Origin of the sequence: Pseudomonas sp. D8002 (assembly GCF_013385695.1) — a bacterium.
Lineage (GTDB): Bacteria > Pseudomonadota > Gammaproteobacteria > Pseudomonadales > Pseudomonadaceae > Aquipseudomonas.
The window spans coordinates 49,523-71,935 of record NZ_JACAPM010000008.1 but is presented as its reverse complement, the minus strand read 5'-3'; the positions used below and the strand labels follow the sequence as shown (position 1 = coordinate 71,935).

Here is a 22,413-nt window from a genome sequence, read left to right as displayed (position 1 = left end):
TTTTTTGTTGGCCTGTCGAAATTAACGGGTTGCAGGCGCGACTTGTTCCAACGCTCGATCTACCAGCATTGAACTCAACTCAATCAGTTGCTGAATCCCCAATGCCACTGCCCTTTGTGATCCTTCCAACTCAAATGCCAGATTCGAGACCATCTCGTTGGCTGATGAGAGGGTTTCTGCGGCATTGGCCAGCAGCGTTTCGGTATCCACATCGGGCGAAACGGAGAACAGATTACTGCCTGGACGCGCCGCAGGTTCTGCATCGTCTGATGGGTGCAAGTAATGATCAATCGCCCGCTGTGCGGCGGCATGAAGCTTGGCGTCGATTGGGGCTTGAGGCGGGTTGGGTGTGACCTTGAACATGGCGAAGCTCCTTTAGCGATTCAGGAACTGCCAATCTCACTTCCACATGAGGGTGGCAGCTGTGCGCAGGTGTGGAAGACCGGGGCTAAAGGAACCCGGCGCACCGAAGTGCCCCGCACACAGCCGCCATAACACAAGAATACAGGCGAAAAAAAACGCCGGCAGGTGTTCATGGGCGTTTGAGCGCCTTTAGCCATAGTACGGACTTCCACATCCGGCCGCTGATTTTGCAGCGACTGGGGGAGGTTAGCGGGGTGGAGGATGGGGAGGCAAGCTGATATGGGTGTACGAAAATTCGGGGCCGCAGCGGCATGTGCTCATGAATTAGCTCTTTTTATGGATACGCCATAATTATTGGCTACCCATAATTCTGCATAAAACGCTGAAGGCGGGACTTCGCTACAGGAATTGATCTTTCTGGAGGCTCACCGGCTTGTTCAGTTGGGGCGCCAGGCGTAGACAGAATATGAACACCCCAGAAACAACAAAGCCCCCGCATTTCTGCGAGGGCTTCGTTTTGTATGGTGCCGGCACCAGGAGTCGAACCCGGGACCTACTGATTACAAGTCAGTTGCTCTACCAACTGAGCTATACCGGCGTGTTAGGGCGACGATTATAGCGATTGGCAAGCATCTGTAAACCCCTGAATTCTGACTATTTTTGCAACCGACCGGGTTTTCTCTGCGCGGCCTCGTTTCAGCCACCCCAGCCCCGCCAATCCCATGCGCTGGATCACTGGAAAGGCCTGCGTGCAGAAAGCGGCAAGTGCCAGTTCCTGTCCTGGAACAATAACCTCAAGCCCGGCGGCCGCTTCACCATCACGTTTTTCCGCGATGCGCAGCAAACCCAGCCGATTCAAACCGAGAACGGCACCTGGTGTGGCGGCGGACCCGACTGGCGATTGCCAGGAGGATTATGAGTTCACCGAGCACCGTATTCGCGGTTAAAGCCATTTAGCTTCAGATGAGGTTTTGTGGCGAGGGAGCTTGCTCCCGCTGGGCTGCGCAGCAGGCCCAAAACAGTGGGAGCGCTGCGCACTCCAGCGGGAGCAAGCTCCCTTGCCACAGGTTTTGCTGTTCACCGTGTTAGCTGCCTTCGTTACACGAATCAGCAAATTTCTTGTACTCAAACACCCGCTTCTGCCCGTGGGAATCCAGGTAGGTCATCCGCGCATTCACCACGCCACACGCCGCGCCTCCATCGTCCACGGTCGACAGTACCTGCTGTACATCCAGCTTGGGGCTGGCCTGGGCCGAAAAGGCGGCAACGTTGAGCAAGGCAAACAGGCTGCTGGCGATGAGGGTGTTGCGGTTCATGGTGGTGTCCTCTGAGGTTCAATAGGGTGTGTGTTGCGTTGGAGCCTATTGAGCGCCCGGGAGGTATCCGGCCTGTGTCATGCACCCGGCGTTTTGCCTCGGCATGTGTTGAGAAGGGGATTGCATACAACTTGATACAGAAACATATCCATTAGAGGTATTAGTGCCTCAAGGTCTTTCTCTTAGATGTTTTCGACATAACGGTCATCGTTTTTCCCTTGAATAAGGTGAGTCTTACCGTATTCTGTTTCGAAATATTAAACGTCATATAAATAGCGGAATCGTTTAACCCGGTTTACGGAACGTTGGCGGTTAATTACTAAGTTGTAATTTGATTCGTCAGCTAAGCAATTTTTCCTGACCAGGCGGCCAGAAAAATTGTTAGAAGCCGCCGCAAGCTTCTGATCTGAAAGAAAATGATAAAAACTCGTCAAATAAGTCAAAAATACGGCACTCAGCCGCTCGTCGGAAAGAATTCATCCAAAAGCATCAAAATACTGACACCATCAATCTGATATCACAGAATGCCGCCAGCCAACACATAACTAGAAAAACCAAGGTCAGCTCAACGGGCTGACCTTTTTAACGCCTTTAAAGCGTAATAACCGGGGAGGGCCGTGGGTGAGTCGCGCAGACGATATTTCAAAACTATTCAATAAGCTGGGCGCCAATCCAAATGGCTACCGGGAGATGTACGCCGTCCACGATTATCTTGAGGATGACGTGGTGGTCGAGCCTTTCGACGCCGTGCCCATCCCGGCCCAAACCGCTTGCACCGTCGCGCTGGATGAGCCGCCGTCGGCGCCATTGCTGCGCTTGCTCGAAGAGCTGACCCAGGGCGAAGCCGATCACCTGCAACCTCCCGAAGTGGTCGAAGGGCCGACCGGTGAGGTGTACTCGGATCAATCGTCACCCAAGGTGATCGTGGTGGTCTCGCTCAAGGGCGGTGTCGGTCGCAGCACGCTGACCGCGGCCATTGCCAGCGGCTTGCAGCGTCAAGGCCACCCGGCCGTGGCGCTGGACCTGGACCCGCAAAACGCCCTGCGTCATCACTTGTGCCTGGGCCTGAATTTGCCCGGCATCGGCGCGACGAGCTTGAGCAATGAGTCCTGGGAAGGCCTGGCTGAGCGCGGCTTTGCCGGTTGCCGTCTGGTGGCCTTCGGTGAGACCAACAACGACCAGCAAAAAAACCTCAATCGCTGGCTCGGCGAAGACGCCCAATGGCTGCCCCGGCACCTGGCCGGTTTGCAGTTGAATGGCCAGGACACGGTGGTGATCGACGTGCCCGCCGGCAACACGGTGTACCTGCACCAGGCCATGGCCCTGGCAGACGTGGTGTTGGTGGCGGTGCAGGCGGATGTTTCCTCATTCAGCACCCTGGCCCAGATGGACAGTGTGCTGGCGCCGTACCTTGAGCGCGAAAAACCGCCACTGCGTTACTACGTGATCAACCAACTCGACGGCGCCCACCGCTTCAGCCTGGACATGGCCGAAGTGTTCAAGGCTCGCCTCGGCGATGCACTGCTCGGCACGGTCCACCGTGACCCGGTGTTCAGTGAAGCCCAGGCCTGCGGCCGCGATCCCCTCGACCCTACCGTCAACAGTCTCGGCTGCCAGGACATTCACGCCCTGTGCCGCACGCTGCTCGAACGCATCGATTCGGACCTTCCATGACCGACACTACGTCCTCTACGCCCCACACTCCGGGGCGCGCCGAGCAGCGGCTGGACGCCGCGATTTCGCGCTTCAATCGCTGGCCCGATACGCTGCGCAAAGTGCTGGTGGTGATCAGTTGTGTGGTCGGCACCTTGCTGTTGGTGAGCATTGTCAGCGCCCCGCTGGACCTCTATAGCCAATGCCTGTTTGCCGCCGTGTGCTTCCTTGCGGTGCTGCTGCTGCGCAAGATTCCCGGGCGCATGGCGATCCTCGCGCTGGTGGTGTTGTCGCTGGTGGCGTCGCTGCGCTACATGTACTGGCGGCTGACTTCCACCCTGGGTTTTGAAACCTGGCTCGACATGCTGTTCGGCTACGGCCTGGTGCTCGCCGAGCTGTACGCGCTGGTGGTGCTGATCTTCGGCTACGTGCAAACCGCCTGGCCGCTGCGCCGCGAGCCGGTGTGGCTCAAGACCGAACCGTCGGAGTGGCCCACGGTCGACGTGTTCATCCCGACCTACAACGAGGCGTTGAGCATCGTCAAACTGACCATCTTCGCCGCCCAGGCGATGGACTGGCCCAAGGACAAGTTGCGCGTCCACGTGCTCGACGATGGCCGTCGCGACGACTTCCGCGATTTCTGCCGCAAGATCGGCGTGAACTACATCCGCCGCGACAACAATTTCCACGCCAAGGCCGGCAACCTCAATGAAGCGTTGAAGGTCACCGACGGCGAGTACATCGCGCTGTTCGACGCCGACCACGTGCCGACCCGTTCCTTCCTGCAAGTCAGCCTCGGCTGGTTCCTCAAGGACCCCAAGCTGGCGATGCTGCAAACGCCGCACTTCTTCTTTTCACCCGACCCGTTTGAAAAGAACCTCGACACCTTCCGCGCCGTGCCCAATGAGGGCGAGTTGTTCTACGGCCTGGTGCAGGACGGCAACGACCTGTGGAACGCGACGTTCTTCTGCGGCTCGTGTGCGGTGATCCGCCGCAAGCCCTTGCTGGAAATCGGCGGCGTGGCCGTCGAGACCGTCACCGAAGACGCCCACACCGCGCTCAAGCTCAACCGCCTGGGCTACAACACCGCTTACCTGGCGATCCCGCAAGCCGCGGGCCTGGCCACCGAAAGCCTGTCACGCCACATCAACCAGCGCATCCGTTGGGCGCGGGGCATGGCGCAGATTTTCCGCACCGACAATCCGCTGCTGGGCAAAGGCCTGAAGTGGGGCCAGCGCATCTGCTACGCCAACGCCATGCTGCACTTCTTCTATGGCTTGCCGCGGCTGGTGTTCCTCACCGCGCCGCTGGCCTACCTGATTTTCGGCGCGCAGATTTTCCACGCCTCGGCGCTGATGATTGTCGCCTATGTGTTGCCCCACCTCGTGCATTCGAGCCTGACCAACTCGCGGATCCAGGGGCGCTTCCGCCACTCGTTCTGGAACGAGGTCTACGAGACCGTACTGGCCTGGTACATCCTGCCGCCGGTATTGGTTGCATTGGTCAACCCCAAGGCGGGCGGCTTCAACGTCACCGACAAGGGCGGGATCATCGACAAGCAGTTCTTCGACTGGAAACTCGCCCGGCCGTACCTGGTACTGCTGGCGGTGAACCTGGTCGGGCTGTGCTTCGGTCTTTATCAGTTGATCTGGGGCGACGAGTCCACCGCGGTCACCGTGGCGATCAACCTGACCTGGACCCTCTACAACCTGATTATCACCAGCGCTGCAGTGGCGGTGGCTTCCGAAGCGCGGCAAGTGCGCTCCGAGCCGCGGGTCAGCGCGAAATTGCCGGTCAGTGTGATCTGCGCCGACGGTCGTGTGCTCAAAGGCACGACCCAGGATTTCTCGCAGAACGGCTTCGGCCTGATCCTCGCCGACGGGCACCAGATTGCCCGGGGCGAACAGTTGCAGTTGGTGCTGTCGCGCAACGGACAAGACAGCCTGTTCCAGGCGCGGGTGGTGTTCAGCAAGGGCGCGCAGATTGGCGCGCAATTCGATGCACTGTCCCTGCGCCAACAAAGCGAACTGGTACGCCTGACGTTTTCCCGCGCCGACACCTGGGCCGCGAGTTGGGGCGCCGGCCAGCCCGATACACCGTTGTCAGCCCTGCGTGAAGTCGGTGCCATCGGCATCGGCGGCCTGTTTACCCTGGGTCGCGCCACGCTGCATGAATTGCGTCTGGCCCTGCGCCGCACTCCCTCACAACCGCTCGATACGCTGATGGACAAGCCATGACTTCCACACTATTTGCCCGCCCGCAGTCGCGCGGCGTGCTCGCGCTGATGATCGCTTCGCTGCTGGGCCTGGGCTCGCAGGCACAGGCCGCTGCACCCGCTGTTGCGGTGCAGAGCACTGACGACGGCTACAGCCTGACCCTCAAGCAACTGGGCCGTCGCGACACCATGAACCTGCAAGGCGTGGAAGCGTCCGACAGCGTCAACTTCGACATCCGTGCCGATGAAGTGGTGAAGGGCGCGCAACTGTTGCTCAAGTACAGCTACTCGCCGGCGCTGCTGGCGGACCTGTCGCAGATCAACGTGCTGGTCAACGACGAAGTCGCCGCCAGCCTGCCGCTGCCCAAAGAGGGCGCAGGCATCCAGCAGGAAAAACTGGTGCAGATTCCGGCGCACCTGATCACCGAATTCAACCGCTTGAGCCTGCAGTTCATCGGCCACTACACCATGTCCTGTGAAGACCCGCTGCACAGCAGCCTGTGGGCCAAGATCAGCAACAGCAGTGAGCTGAAAGTGCAGGTGCAGCCGATCGTCTTGAAAGACGACCTGTCGGTGTTGCCGCTGCCGTTCTTCGACAAGCGTGATGCGCGCCAGGTCAGCCTGCCATTCGTGTTTGCCAGCGCGCCAGACAATGCCGCGCTGGAAGCTGCCGGTGCGCTGTCGTCGTGGGTAGGCGGCTTGGCCAGCTACCGGGGTGCGACGTTCCCGACCACCCTTGGCGAGATTCCGGCCAAGGGCAACGCCATCGTGCTGGTGCAAAGTACCCAGGCCGTGGACGTACACGGTGTGGCGGTCCCTGAGCCTAAAGGGCCCACCCTGACCCTGATCACCAACCCCAACGACCCGAACGGCAAGCTGCTGATCGTCTCCGGCCGTGATGGCGCCGAACTCAAGCGTGCCGCCACCGCCGTGGTGCTGGGCAACCCGGTGTTGACCGGCAACAGCGTGGTCATCACCAGGCTCGACACCCTGGCCCCGCGCAGCCCTTACGACGCGCCGAACTGGCTGCCCAGCAACCGTCCGGTACGCCTTGGCGAGCTGGTAGAACTGAAAAAACTCAACGTCTCCGGCTACAACCCGGGCCCGATCAGCGTCGACCTGCGCCTGCCGCCCGACCTGTTCAACTGGCGTGAAGAGGGCGTGCCGCTCAACGTCAAATACCGCTACACGCCGCAGCAGGTGTCCACCAACTCCTCCTTGCTGATCGGCCTGAATGACCAGTTCATGAAGTCTGTCGCGTTGCCGTCGGTGAGCAACCTGGGCGGCGGGCAGAGCCTGCTGGACCAGCTGAAGAAAGACGAAACCCTGCCCCGTGAAGTGACGACCCTGTTGCCGATCAGCTCGGCTTCGCCCAAGTCCAAGCTGCAACTGCGCTTCATGTACGACTACATCAAAGAAGGCGAATGCCGGGACATCATCGTCGACAACATGCGCGGTGCGATTGACCCGGACTCGAGCCTGGACCTGAGCAGCTACCAGCACTTTATCGCCATGCCGAACCTCGGCGTGTTTAACGATTCCGGCTTCCCGTTCACCCGCCTGGCTGACCTTTCGGAGTCGGCGGTGGTGATGCCGGACAACGTCGGCACCGATGAATTGAGCGCTTACCTGACTGTGATGGGCCGCTTCGGCGAGTCCACCGGCTACCCGGCCACCGCCGTCAAAGTGGTGCAGGCCAAAGACGTGCAAAGCGTTGCCGACAAAGACCTGCTGGTGCTCGCCACCGGCGGCAACCAGCCGCTGCTGCAGCAATGGCAGCAATACCTGCCGGCCACCAGTGACGGCCTGCAGCACCACTTCCTGTTGTCTGACCTGCCACGTTATGTGCGCAGCTGGATCAGCCCGGACGCCGCGGCCAACCAGCATACGGCCAATGCCGGCATCACCTTCAGCGGCCTGAGCAACAGCACCTGGTTCGCCGGCTTCCAATCGCCGCTCAAGGCCGGGCGCAGCGTGGTGCTGATCGCCAGCAACCAGCCTCAGGGCCTGCTTGAAGCGACCTCGGCGCTGATTGGCGGTGACGACTACAAAGACTCGATCCAGGGCAGCCTGGCGGTGGTGCAGGGCACGCAGATCAGCTCGTTGGTCGCGGACCAGCAGTACTACGTCGGCGACCTGAACTACTTCAAATTCATGCAATGGCAGCTGTCCCAGAACCTGGGCTGGATGCTGGCGATTACCTTCCTGGGGCTGCTGGTGCTGACCTGCCTGATCTACCTGGCACTGCGTGCCCGTGCAAAACGGCGGTTGGCATGAGCCCTTTGCGTAGCGCGATCCTGGCGGTGATTGGCAGCACATTGCTTGCCGGTGCCGCCCAGGCACAGACCTGCGATTGGCCGCTGTGGCAGAACTATGCCAAGCGCTTTATCCAGGACGATGGCCGGGTGTTGAACTCGTCAATGAAACCGACGGAAAGCAGCTCGGAAGGGCAGTCGTACGCGATGTTCTTTGCCCTGGTGGGCAACGACCGGGCGACCTTCGACAAGCTCTGGACCTGGACCAAGTCCAACATGGCGGGCGCCGACATCGGCCAGAACCTGCCGGCCTGGCTGTGGGGCAAGCGTGACGATGGCAAGTGGGGCGCGATCGACAGCAACTCCGCCAGCGACGCCGATTTGTGGATGGCCTATGCGTTGCTCGAAGCCGCGCGTGTGTGGAACGCACCGCAGTACCGCAGCGACGCGCAACTGGTGTTGGCCAACGTTGAACGCAACCTGATCGTGCGCGTACCGGGCCTGGGCAAGATGCTGTTGCCGGGGCCGGTAGGCTATGCACACGCGGGTGGCCTGTGGCGCTTCAACCCCAGCTATCAAGTACTGCCGCAACTGCGCCGTTTTGCAAAAGAGCGCCCGAACGCCGGCTGGAACGAAGTGGCCGAGAGCAACGCGAAGATGCTCGCCGACCTGCCGAGCAATCCCCATGGCCTGGCGGCCAACTGGGTCGGTTATCGCGCCACCAGCGCGAACACCGGGCTGTTTATCGTCGACCCGTTTTCCGATGACCTGGGCAGCTACGACGCGATCCGCACTTACCTCTGGGCCGGCATGACCGCCAAGAGCGACCCGCTGGCCGCGCCGATGCTCAAGGCCTTGGGCGGGATTTCCCGTGCCACTGCTGCGTCGGTCAGCGGTTTGCCGCCGGAGAAAGTCCACGTGCTGACCGGTGAAGTCGAGAAAAACAACGGCTACACGCCGACGGGTTTCTCGGCCTCCACCATGGCCTTCTTCCAGGCCCGGGGCGAAACCGCCCTGGCGCAATTGCAAAAGCAGAAAGTCGACGACGCCCTCGCCAAGGCGCTCGCGCCTTCGGCCCCGGACAGCGCCCAGCCGATTTACTACGACTACATGCTCAGCCTGTTCGGCCAGGGCTTCGCTGATCAAAAGTACCGTTTCGAACAAGACGGCACGGTGAAATTATCCTGGGAGTCTGCATGCGCCGTCACACGCTAGCCATTGCGATTCTGGCGGCCCTGGCTTCCAGCGCCAGCTTTGCCGAAACCACTGACCCGCAAAGCCTGCTGATCGAGCAGGGCTATTACTGGCAGTCGAAAAAGAACCCGGAACGCGCCCTCGAGACCTGGCAGAAACTGCTGCGCCTGAGCCCCGAACAGCCGGATGCGCTGTACGGCATCGGCTTGATCCAGGTGCAACAACAGCGTCCGGCCGAAGCGCAAAAGTACCTGGCCCGCCTGCAGGCGTTGAGCCCGGTACCGCGCCAGGCCTTGCTGCTGGAGCAGGACATCACCGTCAACATCCCGGCCAACGCCAAGTTGCTGGAACAGGCCCGTGAACTCGGCGAGCCTGAAGAAGAGCGCGAACAAGCGGTGGCGCTGTATCGCCAGATCTTCCAGGGGCGCCAGCCCCAGGGCCTGCTTGCCCGCGAGTATTACAACACCCTGGGCTTCACGCCCAAGGGCACGAACGAGGCCATCGCCGGCTTGCAGCGTTTGTCTCGCGAGCGGCCGAACGACCCGATTGTGGCGCTGTTCCTGGCCAAGCATCTGGCGCGTAACCCGGCCACCCGCGCCGACGGCATCCGCGCCCTGGCCAAGCTGGCCCCGAACAACGACGTGGGCGGCAACGCCGATGAAACCTGGCGCTTTGCGCTGATCTGGCTCGGCCCGCCGAAGAGCGACCAGGTGCCGTTGTTCCAGCAGTTTCTGGCGGCGCATCCGGACGACAGCGAAATCCGTGCGCTGATGAACAAGGGCATTGCCCAAGGCAAGACCGGCGCCGGTTGGCAGCGTGATCCGCAGATGACCAAGGCGTTCAAGGCGCTGGATGACGGCGACCTGAAAACCGCCGAGCCGCTATTGGCGGCGCGCCTCAATGAAAAATCCAATGACGTCGATGCCCTCGGCGGCATGGGCGTGCTGCGTCAACAGCAGCAGCGCTTCAGCGAGGCTGAAAGCTACCTGGTTCAGGCCACCCGTTTGCCGGGTGGCGCGGCATGGCAGTCGGCGCTCAATGATGTGCGCTACTGGAACCTGCTCAACCAGGCCCGTGACGCCCAGCGTGGCGGGCGCGGCAGCCAGGCCCGCGACCTGGTGGCCCAGGCCGAACGCTTGAACCCTGGCCAGCCCGGCGCTGCCGTGGCACTGGCGGGTTTCCAGGCCCAGGACAATCAGTTCGACACCGCCGAAGCCGGCTACCGCAAAGTGCTCGCCCGTCATCCTGGCGACCCGGACGCGCTGAGCGGCTTGATCAACGTGCTGTCCCAATCCGGGCAGCCGGAAGAAGCCTTGAAGCTGATCGACTCGGTGTCGCCCGCCGAGCGCGCGAAGTTCGCGCCGAGTGTGAAAATCACCGCGTTGCGCGCTACCCAGGTCGGCAAGCTGGCCGAGCAGCGGGGCGATTTGAAAGCCGCGCAAGCCGCCTACAAACAAGCCCTTGATGCCGACCCGGAAAACCCGTGGACACGCTTCGCCCTGGCGCGCATTTACCTGCGCGACGGCCAGATTCGCAACGCCCGTGCCTTGATCGACGGCTTGCTGGCCAAGCAGCCGAACCAGCCGGACGCGCTGTACACCAGCACGCTGCTGTCGGCGGAGCTGGGTGAGTGGAAAAAGGCTGAAGAGACCCTCGCGCGTATCCCTGCGGGGCAACGTACCGCTGACATGAACGAGCTGGGTATCGATATCGCGCTGCACAAGCAGACCGACATCGCCATCGAGACCGCCCGCCGTGGCCAACGCCCGGAAGCCCTCGCGCTGCTGGGCCGCAGTGAAGCCATGACCCGGCAGAAGCCTGAGCGCCTGGCGGTGCTGGCGGCCGCTTATGTGGAAGTCGGCGCGACGCAGCAGGGCCTGGATATCATGCAGAAGGTTCTGGATAACAATCCGAACCCGACCGTCGACCAGAAACTGCTGTACGCCAATGTGCTGCTCAAGGCCAACCACTACACCGAGGCGGGCGACATCCTGCGTGAAGTGCAGGGCAAGCCGCTGAGTGAAACCGGTCGCCAGCGTTACGACGATTTGATCTACCTGTACCGGGTCAAACAGGCTGATGCCCTGCGTGAGAAAAACGACCTGGTCGCGGCCTACGACATGCTGTCGCCGGCCCTTGCCCAGCGTCCCAACGACGCTATGGCGGTAGGTGCCCTGGCGCGGATGTACGCGGCCAGCGGCAATAGCAAAAAGGCCATGGAGCTTTATGCGCCGCTGATTCAGCAGAACCCGAACAACGCTCGCCTGCAACTGGGCCTGGCGGATATCGCGCTGCAAGGCCGTGATCGTGGCCTGGCGGAAAGCGCCAGTGAAAAGGCGCTGTCCCTGGAGCCGGGTAACCCCGAGATCCTCACCTCGGCTGCGCGCATCTATCAGGGGCTGGGCAAGAACAACGAAGCCGCTGCACTGCTGCGCAAGGCGTTGGCGATTGAGAACAGCCAGAAGAGCCAGACGCAATTGGCTCAGGCCGGCTCCCAGGGCGTGCCTTACAACCCCTTCGTCGGCTTGCCGGGCCAGCGTCGCCAGGTCACCGACCTGACCGTTGCGGGCGCCGTGCCGCCGCCGATTGATGCACCGACCAATGTCGTGCCGGACAATGCCCTGGCAGCCTCCGCGCGTCCAGCGTCGAACAACTGGAACGAGCCGTTCGAGCCACCGTCGAGCATTGCTGCACTCGACACCGCCAACCTCAGCCCGGCACGTCGTGCGCTGGATACGATCCTGCGGGATCGCACCGGTTACCTGGTGCAGGGCTTGAGCGTTCGCAGCAACAATGGCGAAAGCGGCTTGAGCAAAATCACTGACGTCGAGGCGCCGTTTGAAGCGCGGATGCCGGTGGGGGATCTGAACGTTGCGCTGCGCGTGACGCCGGTGCACTTGAGCGCTGGTAGCGTAAGCGACGATGCCTTGTCACGTTTTGGCAAGGGCACCCCGAAACCGGCCGGCTCGCAGAGCGACACCGGTGTAGGTCTCGCTGTGGCGGTGGAAGATCCGGACAAGGGGCTCAAGGCTGACGTCGGCGTTAGTCCGCTGGGCTTTACTTACAGTACCGTGGTCGGTGGCGTCAGTGTGGCCCGACCGTTTGAAGCCAATTCGAACTTCCGTTATGGCGTCAACGTATCCCGGCGTCCGGTCACCGATAGCGTGACGTCCTTTGCGGGTTCTAAAGACGGCGATGGGAATAAGTGGGGCGGCGTCACCGCCAATGGTGGCCGTGGCGAGTTGAGCTATGACAACCAGAAACTTGGTGTGTACGGCTATGGTTCGTTGCACGAATTGCTGGGCAATCATGTCGATGACAACACCCGTCTGGAATTGGGGAGCGGCATCTACTGGTACCTGCGCAACAACCCGTCCGACACCCTGACGTTAGGTATCAGTGGCTCGGCTATGGGCTTCAGTGAGAACCAGGGTTTCTACACCTACCGCCAAGGCGGGTACTTCAGTCCGCAACGCTTCTTCTCTCTAGGTGTTCCGGTGCGTTGGGCCCAGAGTTTTGACCGTTTCAGCTACCAGATAAAAAGCTCGGTGGGTGTGCAGCATATCGAGCAAGATGGCGTCGCTTATTTTCCAGGCCACAAAGAGCTGGGTAATCAAGCATACGACTCCAGCAGCAAGACCGGCATCGGCTACAGCTTCAACGCCGCCGCCGAATACCGCCTCAGCTCGCGCTTTTACCTGGGTGGCGAAGTCGGTCTCGACAACGCCCAGGACTATCGCCAGTACGTCGGTAACGCCTACCTGCGCTACTTGTTTGAAGACCTGAGCGGGCCTATGCCCTTGCCGGTCAGTCCGTACCGTTCCCCTTATTCGAATTGATTTGATAGGAGTCATCCATGCCTGTTTCCGCTTCTGCTATTGCCGGCCTGACCCTGCTGGTATTGGGCGAAAGTCACATGAGCTTTCCTGATTCACTGCTCAACCCGCTGCAGGACAACCTCACCGCCCAGGGCGCCAAGGTTCACTCCATCGGCGCGTGCGGCGCCGGTGCAGCCGACTGGATCGTGCCGAAGAAAGTCGAGTGCGGTGCCGAGCGCCTGCCGGTTGGCAAGGCCGAGATTTTCGGCAAGAACGCCATGAGCACCACCCCGATCAAAGACCTGATCGCCAAGGACAAGCCGGACCTGGTGGTGATCATCATCGCCGACACCATGGCCTCGTACCCGGAGCCGCAGTTCCCGAAAGTCTGGGCCTGGAAAAGCGTGACTTCCCTGACCAAGGCCATCACCGAAACCGGCACCAAGTGCGTGTGGGTCGGGCCGGCGTGGGGCAAGGTCGGTTCGCAGTACAAGAAGGATGATGCGCGCACCAAGGTGATGTCGCAGTTCCTCGCCACCAACGTGGCGCCGTGCACCTACGTTGACTCGCTGACCTTCTCCAAGCCGGGCCAGTGGATCACCACCGATGGCCAGCACTTCACCATCGACGGCTACCAGAAGTGGGCCAAGGCGATCGGCGACTCCCTGGCGAAGTTGCCACCGGCCGCCGTGGGCAAAGGAGCGCAATAATGAAACGGATTACCCTGGGCCTGGCGACCTTGCTCGCCAGCGTCAGCGCCTACAGCGCCGACATCCCGCTTTACCCCACCGGCCCGGAGAAGGATTCGGCCTTCCTGCGCCTGGCCAACGGCACCGACGGCGAGCTGAAATTGCTGCCCCAGGGTTCCAAGGCCAGCCTGGTGTTGGGTGGCGACAAACTGGTGTCTGACTACCTGCCGGTGTCGGGCGGCAAGACCCCGATCAAGGGTGTGTTGAGCCAGGGCGGCAAGGATTCCGAGCTGGCCGTGACCGTCGCGCCGGGCGAGTTCGCCACCGTAGTGGCCGTGCCGGACGCCAAGGGCGGCACGCGCCAACTGGTGATCCACGAACAGCCGGATGACTTCAACGCACTGAAGGCCTCGCTGGCCTTTATCAACGCCGACGCCGCCTGCGTCGACGCGAGCCTGGAAGCCGTGGCGCAAAAAGCCGAACTGTTCAAGAAGGTCGCCGAAGGCTCGATTTCGCGCCGCATGATCAACCCGGTGGAACTGTCGGTGCAGCTCAAGTGCGCCAACGCGCCGGTGGGCCAGCCGCTGACCTTCACCCTCAAGGCCGGCGAACGCTACAGCGTGCTCGCACTGCCATCGGCCGCCGGTTCGAGGTTGCTGTTTACCTCCGACACGCTCGCTAACTGATCGGGCCCGACACCACCATGGTCTTTGCCTCACTGGAATTCCTCACGCTGTTCCTGCCGGCCTTCCTGTTGATTTATGCGCTGGCCCGTCCGGGCTGGCGCAACGTCATCCTGTTGATCGGCAGCTGGCTGTTCTACGGCTGGTTGAGCCCGCTGTTCCTGTTCCTGCACATGGTGTTGACCGTGGTGGCGTGGGTCGGCGGTTTGCTGGTGGACCGTTCCCGTGAAGACGGCAAGGGCCGGGTGCGGCTGTTGATCGCGTTGATCGTGTTCAACACCGCGGTGCTGTGTTGGTACAAGTACGCCAACATCGTCGCGGGCACCGTGAGTGAGGTGATCACCTGGTACGGCGCGATGCCGCTGGATTGGCAGCGCGTGGCGTTGCCGGCCGGGTTGTCGTTCATTGTGCTGCAGGCGATTTCGTACCTGGTGGATGTGCATCGGCACACCGTGCCGGTGGAGCGCAGCTTCATTAATTACGCGACCTATATCTCGATGTTCGGCCACTCGATTGCGGGCCCGATCATTCGTTATGACTGGGTGCGGCGCGAGCTGAACCAGCGTTATTTCAACTGGCCGAATTTCAGCCTTGGCGCCCGGCGTTTCATGATCGGCATGGGCATGAAAGTGCTGGTGGCCGACACCTTGTCGCCGTTGGTGGACATCGCCTTCCACCTGGAAAATCCGAGCCTGGTGGATGCCTGGATCGGCTGCCTGGCGTACTCGTTGCAACTGTTTTTCGACTTCGCCGGCTACAGTGCCATGGCCATCGGCCTGGGCTTGATGCTGGGCTTCCACTTCCCGGAAAACTTCAACCGGCCATACCTCGCCAGCAGCATCCAGGACTTCTGGCGGCGCTGGCATTTGTCGCTGTCCAGCTGGCTGCGGGACTACCTGTACATCGCCCTCGGCGGTAACCGCGATGGCGTATGGCGTACCTACCGCAACCTGTTCCTGACCATGGCGATTGCCGGGTTGTGGCATGGCGGCGACAGTTGGAACTACCTGTTGTGGGGTTCGGCCCACGGTATCGCGTTGTGCATTGACCGGGCGTGGTCGCGCTCGAGCCTGCCGAGCATTCCGCCGGTGCTGTCGCACATCTTGACGCTGCTGTTTGTGTGCCTGGCCTGGACGCTGTTCCGCGCACCGGACTTCCATTCGGCACTGACCATGTACGCCGGCCAATTCGGCATGCATGGCATGGCCTTGGGTGATGCGTTGGCCGTGGCCATGCGCCCGGCCCATGGCATGGCCGCGTTGCTCGGTTTGGTGTGCATCATCGCGCCGATCTGGCAGACCCGCTGCGAGCAGCGTTTTGGTACGCAGCCCTGGTTTGTGGTGGCCGCATCCCTGTGGCCGGTGGCGGGGTTTGTGTTGTCGTTCGCGCTGATTGCCAGCCGCGATGCCGTGCCGTTTCTGTACTTTCAGTTCTAAGGAAGCCTGACGATGCCCGCCCCTACCGCGCCGACCCCACCGAGTGAATTGGCCGTCCGCACCAGCCCCCTGGCGGGCTGGGTGTTGGTGCCTTTCCTGGCGGCGGGGCTGTTGTCTTGCGTCTGGCTGATGGTCAAGGGGCCGGTGAGTTTCCTGCCGCCCAAGGTCGACAGCGACATGCTGCTGCACGGTGAAGTGACCCATCGGTTTGCCAAGGAATTGTCCAAGGCACCGATGGCCATCGAAGCGGCAAACCTGGAGCGCGGCGCCAGTTGGCTGGCGTTCGGCGACACCGGGCCGCGGGTGCGCCAGGGCTGCCCGGGCTGGCTGTTTATCAGCGATGAACTGAAGCTCAACCGCCACGCCGAAGACAATGCGCGCACCAAGGCCGACGCGGTGATCGACCTGAAAAAGCAGCTAGGCCAGCGCGGTATTGATCTGCAAGTGATGGTGGTGCCGGATAAAACCCGCATCGCCGCTGCCCAGCGTTGCGGCTTGTATCGTCCGGCCGTGCTGGATGGTCGGATTCAGCAATGGAGCACGCTGTTGCAAGCGGCGGGCGTTGAAGTGCTGGATTTGACCGACACCCTGAAACCCCTCGGCCCGGACGCCTATCTGCGTACCGACACGCACTGGAGCGAAATCGGCTCGAATGCCGGCGCCCGCGCCGTGGCCCTGCGCATCCAGCAGCGCGGTATCCAGGCCAAGCCGGAGCAAGCCTTCGACATTACCCAGGCACCGCTCGCACCGCGACCGGGTGACCTGGTGCGCCTGGCCGGTCTCGACTGGTTGCCGCCGAAGTTACAGCCGGTGGGCGAGCAGGTTGCGGCCAGCACCGCGCATGAGAACGGCCCGGCGGCGTCGAGTAACCCTGACGATTTGTTTGGTGACGCCGGCCTGCCGAACGTGGCGCTGATCGGTACCTCGTTTTCGCGCAATTCGAATTTCGTGGGTTTCCTGCAAAAAGCCCTGAACGCTCCGGTGGGTAACTTCAGCAAGGACGGCGGCGAATTTTCAGGCGCCGCCAAGGCTTATTTCGACAGCCCGGCGTTCAAGCAGACGCCGCCCAAGCTGCTGATCTGGGAGATCCCGGAGCGGGATTTGCAAACACCTTACGACCCGATAAAGATTAGTCAGTAAATTGACCATTTACCGCTCGTCTTAAAGATTTCTTCAGAAACACCAAAATAATGACACCTTCATTCCTTTGTCACAGAATGCGTACACAAAGGCGCCCACAAAAAGACCTGCGGTAAGCATCAGTACAGCTGACCTTTCACGTCTTTAAGATGCGTCGTGAGGGAGTGTTGGCGATGAGCCGTACCGATGATCTTTTTTCGTTGTTCGATAAGACGACTGCCAGTGATGTTCAAGGGATGGATTCGATGCTGCAGTTCTTCGAAGACATGCCGGTCGACGACAGTGCCAGCCTCAATATGGGCAGTGGCGCGTCGTTCTCCCGACATTCCCCTTGTGCCAACGAGCAGTCCCGCGAAGCCGCGACCATCCGGGCGAAGGTGGTAGCGCTGGTTTCGGTCAATGGCGGCGTCGGCCGCAGCACCCTGGCCACCGCGCTGAGCAGCGGTTTGCAGCGCCTGGGGCAGCCAGTGGTGGCGCTGGACCTGGACCCGCAAAACGCGCTCTATCACCACTTCGGCCTGGGCCACACCTTGCCCGGCATCGGGCGCACCAGCCTGCATAACGAGCGCTGGAGCCAGATCCTTCATTCAGGCTTTGCCGGTTGCCAGGTGATCACGTTTGGCGAAACCGATATCCGTCAGCAGGAAGACCTCCAGCGCTGGCTGAAACAGGAGCCGCATTGGCTGGCGCAACATTTGTCGGCCCTGGGCTTGGGTGAGCAGGACACGGTGATCATCGACACCCCGGCGGGTAATAACGTCTACCTGCATCAGGCACTGAACGTGGCCGATGTGGTGCTGGTCATCGCCCAGGCGGATGCGGCTTCCCTTGGCACCCTGGAGCAGATGGAGCAGTTGCTGGCGCCACACCTTGATAATCGGCCGGCGCTGCGTTGCCATTTCGTGATCAACCAACTCGACGAGACCTCGGGCTTTAGCCTGGACATGGTCGAGGTGTTCAGGAAGCGCCTGGGTGACAGCCTGTTGGAGATGGTGCATCGGGATCCGGCGATCAGCGAGGCCCTGGCTTTTGGCAGCGATCCGCTGGATAACCAAGCCGCAAGCATGGCCTGTGACGATATCAATGCGCTTTGTCGCCTGCTGGTTGCCCGCTGAAAAGCCCGGGTTATGCCGCTAACCTCAGGTGCTTATGCACAATCGGTTGGTTCGACCTGTCATCAAACCGCAATTTTGCGGAGCGGTTCTCATCACGCTGCAACTGCCTGTTTTGCGTGCGTTTTATTTTGTGAACAAAAAATGACCAGTCAGCATTTTGCGCCGCGAAGCTTGCCGGCAGGGCCTCTGCCAGAATTCCATCAACAGAGTTATCCACAGGGCACGCTGCGACAAAATGCCCTTTAATTGCGCTCGGCGAGCAGCATCAGGTTGCGCGGGGTGAGCGGTGTTTCGCAGAAGCTGCCGACTTGAACCCTGTAACCGTTTTCTTCGAGAAACAATGCCCGGTCCAGTACCAGCCACATTTCCAGCGGGCGCCGAAACAGACCACGCACTAATTCCAGGTTTCGCACCTGTGCCAAGCGCTGCCAGCCTTGGGCCTCCAGTGCCGACCAATCCTGTTCCCCTGTGGATAATCCCTTGAGGGCCGCCAGTTCGCGGCAGTAGTCGGCGAACGGCTTGGCCAGCCAACTCGCGGGCAGGGACGGAGTGGGCAGGTAAGCATCGCTCCCGCGCAGTTGCCGCTGCAGAACATCAAAACCCAGGCGCCTGGCCATCGACGTATCGCGCTGCTGGCGCACCCGAGCGCCGGCGGTAACGGTTTCGCTCAGCGGCAGGCCGAGGTCTTCCACCGATAAATGCAGTGACGACGCCTGGGCGGCAATCGACAGCGGCTGGTACTGCTCGGCGCGGATGCGGTTGTAGCAGCAGGGCGCCACGGCCAACTGCTGGCAGCCGGCGGCGCTGGCCAGTCGGAGCAGGCGCACATGCAGGTCGCCGCAGGCGTGCAGTGCCACCGGGGTTTGGTCGCGGCTGATCTGTACGTCGGCCATCACGTCTTGCAGGCGATGGGTGACGGGCAATTGATGGTGTTCGCTGAGGGCTTGCCCTGAGGCGATGAGGGCCGGGTCGTATTCCAGGCAGGTCAGTTGCTGCCCGGGTTGCAACAGGCGGCGGCCGAGGTGGCCCTTGCCGGCACACCAGTCGAGCCAGTGTTCGGGGGTTTGGCGAAATTGCAGCGCGGCGCCGAAGGCTTCGATCTGCTGCCATTTGCGGCCGGGTACATCGACGTTCAGGCGATGACGGGCGGCCGGTAGCGGGCGGGACGGTAAGTTATCCACAGCACTGAGATTCAGCGACTGCATGGCCAGCTCAGGGAAAGGCGCAGGCGCCGGCAGATGGTGAGGCTGGTTATGGCTGGTTTCCGCTTCGGCCAGCGAGCGCTGGCGCAGCCAATGGGCCAGTTCGGGATGCTGGGTTTCCCACGGCAATTGCAGATGGGTAAAGGGCCGTGGTCGCCACAGCCCTTGATGTTCGGTGAGGAACGCATCCAGCGCCTGGAAGCGGGCGAGCAGTTGCTCACCCGTCAGCAAGGCGTCAGCGGCCCTGGCAGGCATCGACCCGCAACCAGCGCTCCAGCAGCTTGAAGAAGCGCACCAGGACGTAGGACATCAGCAGGTAGAACAACCCCGCAGCGAAGAAGATCTCCACCGGCAGGTAGGTGCGGGCAATGATCGTGCGGGCCATGCCGGTCAGTTCCAGCAGGGTCACGGTACTGGCCAGGGCGCTGGCCTTTAGCATCAGGATCACTTCGTTGCTGTAGGCCGGCAGGCCGATGCGCGCGGCACGCGGCAGGATGATATAGAACAGCGCCTTGGGCCTGGACATGCCCAGCGCCCGCGCGGCTTCGATTTCACCCGGCGGGATGGCCTGGATCGCGCCACGCAGGATCTCGGCGATATAGGCGGCGGTGTGCAGCGTCATGGTGGCGGTGGCGCACCAGAACGGGTCCCGCAGGTACGGCCACATGAAGCTTTCACGCACGGCGTCGAACTGTGCCAGGCCGTAGTACACCAGGAACAGCTGCACCAGCAGCGGCGTGCCGCGGAAGAAGAAAATGTAGCAGTAGGGCAGGGTGCGCACGTACCACAGGCGTGACGAGCGGGCGATGCCCAGCGGGATTGCCAGCAGCAGGCCGGCGATCACGGCGATGGCCACCAGCTCCAGGGTCAGGGTTGCACCTTGGGCCAGTTTCGGCAGCCATTTGATGATCACGGCCCAGTTCAGGCCCAGGTCGAAATGCGACAGCCAGCTGTAGTCGCCACTCATTGCGTGCTCCTCGCAAAGCCGCGCGCGGCACGTTTTTCCAGGAAGTGCATGCCGGTCATCGCCAGGACGGTGAGGCCCAGGTACATGAAGGCCGCGACCATAAAGAAGGTGAAGGGCTGCTTGGTGACGGTCACGCCGATCTGCGCGTGGCGCATGATTTCTTCCAGGCCGATCACCGAGACCAGCGCGGTGTCCTTCATCAGAATCATGAACAGGTTGCCCAGGCCCGGCAGCGCGATGCGCCACATCTGCGGCATGATCAAGCGGGTGAAGATCCGGACCTTCGACAAGCCCAGTGCGACACCGGCTTCACGGTGGCCCTTGGGAATGGCCAGGATCGCGCCGCGGAAGACTTCCGTGGCGTAGGCGCCAAAGCACAGGCCCAGGGCGATCACCCCGGCGGCGAAAGCGCTGAGGGAAAGGTCGGGGTTGCCGAAAAACTCCCCAAGGGAGCGCATCAGGTTGACCGTGCCGAAGTAGATCAGCAGGACCCACAGCAGTTCCGGGATGCCGCGAACCAGGGTGGAGTAGCTGCCGCCAAGCCATTGCAGCGGCTTGTACGGGGAAGTCTTGGCCAGGGCGCCGGCCAGCCCGAGCACCAGCCCGAGGCACAGGGCGGTGAGCGCCAGCTTGACGGTCATCAGCGCGCCGGCGGCGAGCGCCGGGCCGAATCCGTAGAGGTCGAAATTCATGGTTTAGTCGTTTCGCAAGGCAAAGCTCAGGACCGGCGCACTCAAGCGAGCACGCCGGGCAGGCCATTCAGGATCACTCGATACTGAAAGGGAAGTACTTGTCGTTGATCTTCTTGTAGGTGCCGTCGGCCTTGATTTCAGCCAGGGCTTTGTTCAAGCGCTCGCGCAGCGGGTCGCCTTTGCGTACGGCGATACCGATCTTGTCGCTCTCGACCACCGGGTCGCCCTTGAATTCGTAGGCGGAGCCGTCTTTGCTTTTCAGCCACTCGTACTGCACGTACTTGTCGGCGAGCATCCCGTCCAGGCGGCCGGAAGTCAGGTCGAGGTAGGCGTTTTCCTGGGTGTCGTAGAGCTTGGCGGTGGTGTCCGGCAGCTTGTCTTCCAGGTAGGTACCGGCCAGCGTTGCGCGCTGTGCACCGATGATCTTGCCCTTCAGGTAGTCCGCGTCGGTCTTGAAGTCTTTGTTGGCTTTGGGCGCGATGAACTGCAGCTTGTTGGAGTAGTACGGGTCGGTGAAGTCGACGGCCTGCTTGCGTTCATCGGTGATGGACAGCGAGGAGACCAGGAAGTCGAACTTCTTGGCATTCAGGGCCGGGATGATGCCGTCCCAGTCGGAGACATACACTTCGCACTTCTCGACTTTCATCTTGGCGCACAGGGCGTCGCCGATGTCCTTGTCGAAGCCGACGACGTTGCCGCTGGCATCTTTATTGTTGAACGGCGGGTAGGCCGCTTCGATCCCCATTTTCAAGGTTTCAGCCATCGCCGTGGCGCTGAACGCCATCGAAACAGCGGCGGCCAAGAGGAATTTTTTATAGTTCTGCATGCATGTTGCTCCGTTAGCGGTTGCTGGACATGAATTGTTTGCAGCGCGCCGAAAGCGGGTTTTCAAATACCTGCTGTGGCGATCCTTGCTCTTCGACCAGGCCCTGGTGCAGGAACACCACTTCACTGGACACCTGGCGGGCAAAGCCCATTTCATGGGTGACCAGCAGCATGGTGCGGCCTTCTTCGGCCAGGGCGCGGATCACATTAAGTACTTCCTGAACCATTTCCGGGTCAAGGGCCGATGTGGGCTCGTCGAACAGGATGACTTTGGGCTGCATGGCCAGGGTGCGTGCGATCGCGGCGCGTTGTTGCTGGCCGCCGGACAGTTGCGCGGGGTAGGCATGACGCTTGTCACTGATGCCGACCTTGGCCAGCAAGGCTTCGGCGATTTCAGTGGCTTCGGCCTTGCTCTGGCCGAGCACTCGGCGCGGGGCCTCGATGATGTTGTCGAGGACGCTCATGTGCGGCCACAGGTTAAAGTTTTGAAACACAAAACCGATTTCGCTGCGCAGGCGGTTGATCTGTTTGCCGTCGGCGGCCACCAGTTCGCCGTTTTTCGCAGCCTTGAGCTTGAGCTCTTCACCAGCCACCAGGATTTGTCCCTGGTGCGGGTTTTCCAGCAGGTTGATGCAGCGCAGGAACGTGGACTTGCCGGAACCGGAGGAACCCAGGATCGAGATCACATCGCCGTCGCGGGCGGTCAGCGAGATACCTTTAAGCACCTCCAGCTCACCATAGCGTTTATGCAAGTTGCGGATTTCAAGCGCGGGCGTGGCCTCAGCCATGTGCGGTCCTCATTGTGTTCATTGCGCTCCTGCTGTTGGCCCGCCTTCCTGGCGAGGCGCCA

At 61.6% G+C, this 22,413-nt stretch carries 18 protein-coding genes and 1 tRNA gene; 10 read left to right on the top strand and 9 right to left on the bottom strand.

Going from position 1 to position 22,413, the window contains the following annotated elements:
* Positions 1 to 21: 21 nt before the first annotated feature.
* The 4 genes from HX807_RS05405 to HX807_RS05390 form a co-directional block, all read right to left on the bottom strand.
* Positions 22 to 363 carry a DUF6124 family protein gene (locus HX807_RS05405; RefSeq protein ID WP_003218106.1) on the bottom strand — a complete coding sequence of 114 codons (342 nt, stop codon included), beginning with the start codon at positions 361 to 363 and terminating at the stop codon, positions 22 to 24.
* 522 nt (positions 364 to 885) lie between these two features.
* A tRNA-Thr gene (locus HX807_RS05400) sits at positions 886 to 961 on the bottom strand.
* A gap of 15 nt (positions 962 to 976) precedes the next feature.
* Positions 977 to 1,222 (bottom strand): hypothetical protein, encoded by a 246-nt coding sequence (locus HX807_RS31920; protein WP_166742135.1) that lies wholly within the window; start codon positions 1,220 to 1,222, stop codon positions 977 to 979.
* Positions 1,223 to 1,448: 226 nt separating this feature from the next.
* Positions 1,449 to 1,679 carry a DUF2790 domain-containing protein gene (locus HX807_RS05390; RefSeq protein WP_003218078.1) on the bottom strand — a complete coding sequence of 77 codons (231 nt, stop codon included), beginning with the start codon at positions 1,677 to 1,679 and terminating at the stop codon, positions 1,449 to 1,451.
* A gap of 690 nt (positions 1,680 to 2,369) precedes the next feature.
* Between HX807_RS05390 and bcsQ (HX807_RS05385) the strand changes: the two genes are divergently transcribed.
* The 10 genes from bcsQ (HX807_RS05385) to bcsQ (HX807_RS05340) all read left to right on the top strand — a co-directional run bounded on the left by bcsQ (HX807_RS05385) (position 2,370) and on the right by bcsQ (HX807_RS05340) (position 17,877).
* Positions 2,370 to 3,353, top strand: a complete 984-nt coding sequence (gene bcsQ, locus HX807_RS05385) for a cellulose biosynthesis protein BcsQ (RefSeq protein WP_177036553.1) — start codon at positions 2,370 to 2,372, stop codon at positions 3,351 to 3,353.
* Positions 3,350 to 5,569 carry a UDP-forming cellulose synthase catalytic subunit gene (gene bcsA / locus HX807_RS05380; protein ID WP_003218076.1) on the top strand — a complete coding sequence of 740 codons (2,220 nt, stop codon included), beginning with the start codon at positions 3,350 to 3,352 and terminating at the stop codon, positions 5,567 to 5,569. Before bcsQ (HX807_RS05385) ends, bcsA begins: the two co-directional genes overlap by 4 nt.
* Positions 5,566 to 7,824, top strand: coding sequence for a cellulose biosynthesis cyclic di-GMP-binding regulatory protein BcsB (bcsB, locus tag HX807_RS05375; RefSeq protein WP_008435714.1), 2,259 nt, complete (start codon positions 5,566 to 5,568; stop codon positions 7,822 to 7,824). Before bcsA ends, bcsB begins: the two co-directional genes overlap by 4 nt.
* Positions 7,821 to 9,017: a cellulose synthase complex periplasmic endoglucanase BcsZ gene (gene bcsZ, locus HX807_RS05370; RefSeq protein ID WP_008435713.1), complete on the top strand. Its 1,197-nt coding sequence runs from the start codon at positions 7,821 to 7,823 to the stop codon at positions 9,015 to 9,017. Before bcsB ends, bcsZ begins: the two co-directional genes overlap by 4 nt.
* Complete coding sequence (locus HX807_RS05365; protein WP_134325576.1) at positions 8,999 to 12,835, top strand: cellulose biosynthesis protein BcsC; 3,837 nt, start codon at positions 8,999 to 9,001, stop codon at positions 12,833 to 12,835. Before bcsZ ends, HX807_RS05365 begins: the two co-directional genes overlap by 19 nt.
* 17 nt (positions 12,836 to 12,852) lie before the next feature.
* Positions 12,853 to 13,524, top strand: coding sequence for an SGNH/GDSL hydrolase family protein (locus tag HX807_RS05360; protein WP_003218072.1), 672 nt, complete (start codon positions 12,853 to 12,855; stop codon positions 13,522 to 13,524).
* Complete coding sequence (locus HX807_RS05355) at positions 13,524 to 14,189, top strand: alginate O-acetyltransferase AlgF (protein WP_177049453.1); 666 nt, start codon at positions 13,524 to 13,526, stop codon at positions 14,187 to 14,189. Before HX807_RS05360 ends, HX807_RS05355 begins: the two co-directional genes overlap by 1 nt.
* A gap of 17 nt (positions 14,190 to 14,206) precedes the next feature.
* Complete coding sequence (locus HX807_RS05350) at positions 14,207 to 15,622, top strand: MBOAT family protein (protein ID WP_003218070.1); 1,416 nt, start codon at positions 14,207 to 14,209, stop codon at positions 15,620 to 15,622.
* A 12-nt stretch (positions 15,623 to 15,634) separates the two neighbouring features.
* Positions 15,635 to 16,762 carry a cell division protein FtsQ gene (locus HX807_RS05345; protein ID WP_177049452.1) on the top strand — a complete coding sequence of 376 codons (1,128 nt, stop codon included), beginning with the start codon at positions 15,635 to 15,637 and terminating at the stop codon, positions 16,760 to 16,762.
* 173 nt (positions 16,763 to 16,935) lie between these two features.
* Complete coding sequence (gene bcsQ, locus HX807_RS05340) at positions 16,936 to 17,877, top strand: cellulose biosynthesis protein BcsQ (RefSeq protein WP_177049450.1); 942 nt, start codon at positions 16,936 to 16,938, stop codon at positions 17,875 to 17,877.
* Between the two features lie 242 nt (positions 17,878 to 18,119).
* Here bcsQ (HX807_RS05340) and HX807_RS05335 read toward each other — a convergent pair whose 3' ends face one another.
* The 5 genes from HX807_RS05335 to HX807_RS05315 all read right to left on the bottom strand — a co-directional run bounded on the left by HX807_RS05335 (position 18,120) and on the right by HX807_RS05315 (position 22,351).
* Positions 18,120 to 19,334: a methyltransferase gene (locus tag HX807_RS05335; RefSeq protein ID WP_177049449.1), complete on the bottom strand. Its 1,215-nt coding sequence runs from the start codon at positions 19,332 to 19,334 to the stop codon at positions 18,120 to 18,122.
* Entirely contained in the window at positions 19,315 to 20,004 is a 690-nt protein-coding gene (locus HX807_RS05330) for an ABC transporter permease (RefSeq protein ID WP_032899447.1), read from the bottom strand. Before HX807_RS05330 ends, HX807_RS05335 begins: the two co-directional genes overlap by 20 nt.
* Before the next feature lie 38 nt (positions 20,005 to 20,042).
* Complete coding sequence (locus tag HX807_RS05325) at positions 20,043 to 20,738, bottom strand: ABC transporter permease (protein WP_003218063.1); 696 nt, start codon at positions 20,736 to 20,738, stop codon at positions 20,043 to 20,045.
* A gap of 73 nt (positions 20,739 to 20,811) precedes the next feature.
* Positions 20,812 to 21,564 carry an ABC transporter substrate-binding protein gene (locus HX807_RS05320; protein WP_003218061.1) on the bottom strand — a complete coding sequence of 251 codons (753 nt, stop codon included), beginning with the start codon at positions 21,562 to 21,564 and terminating at the stop codon, positions 20,812 to 20,814.
* Between the two features lie 13 nt (positions 21,565 to 21,577).
* Complete coding sequence (locus tag HX807_RS05315; RefSeq protein ID WP_003218059.1) at positions 21,578 to 22,351, bottom strand: ABC transporter ATP-binding protein; 774 nt, start codon at positions 22,349 to 22,351, stop codon at positions 21,578 to 21,580.
* Positions 22,352 to 22,413 lie beyond the last annotated feature (62 nt).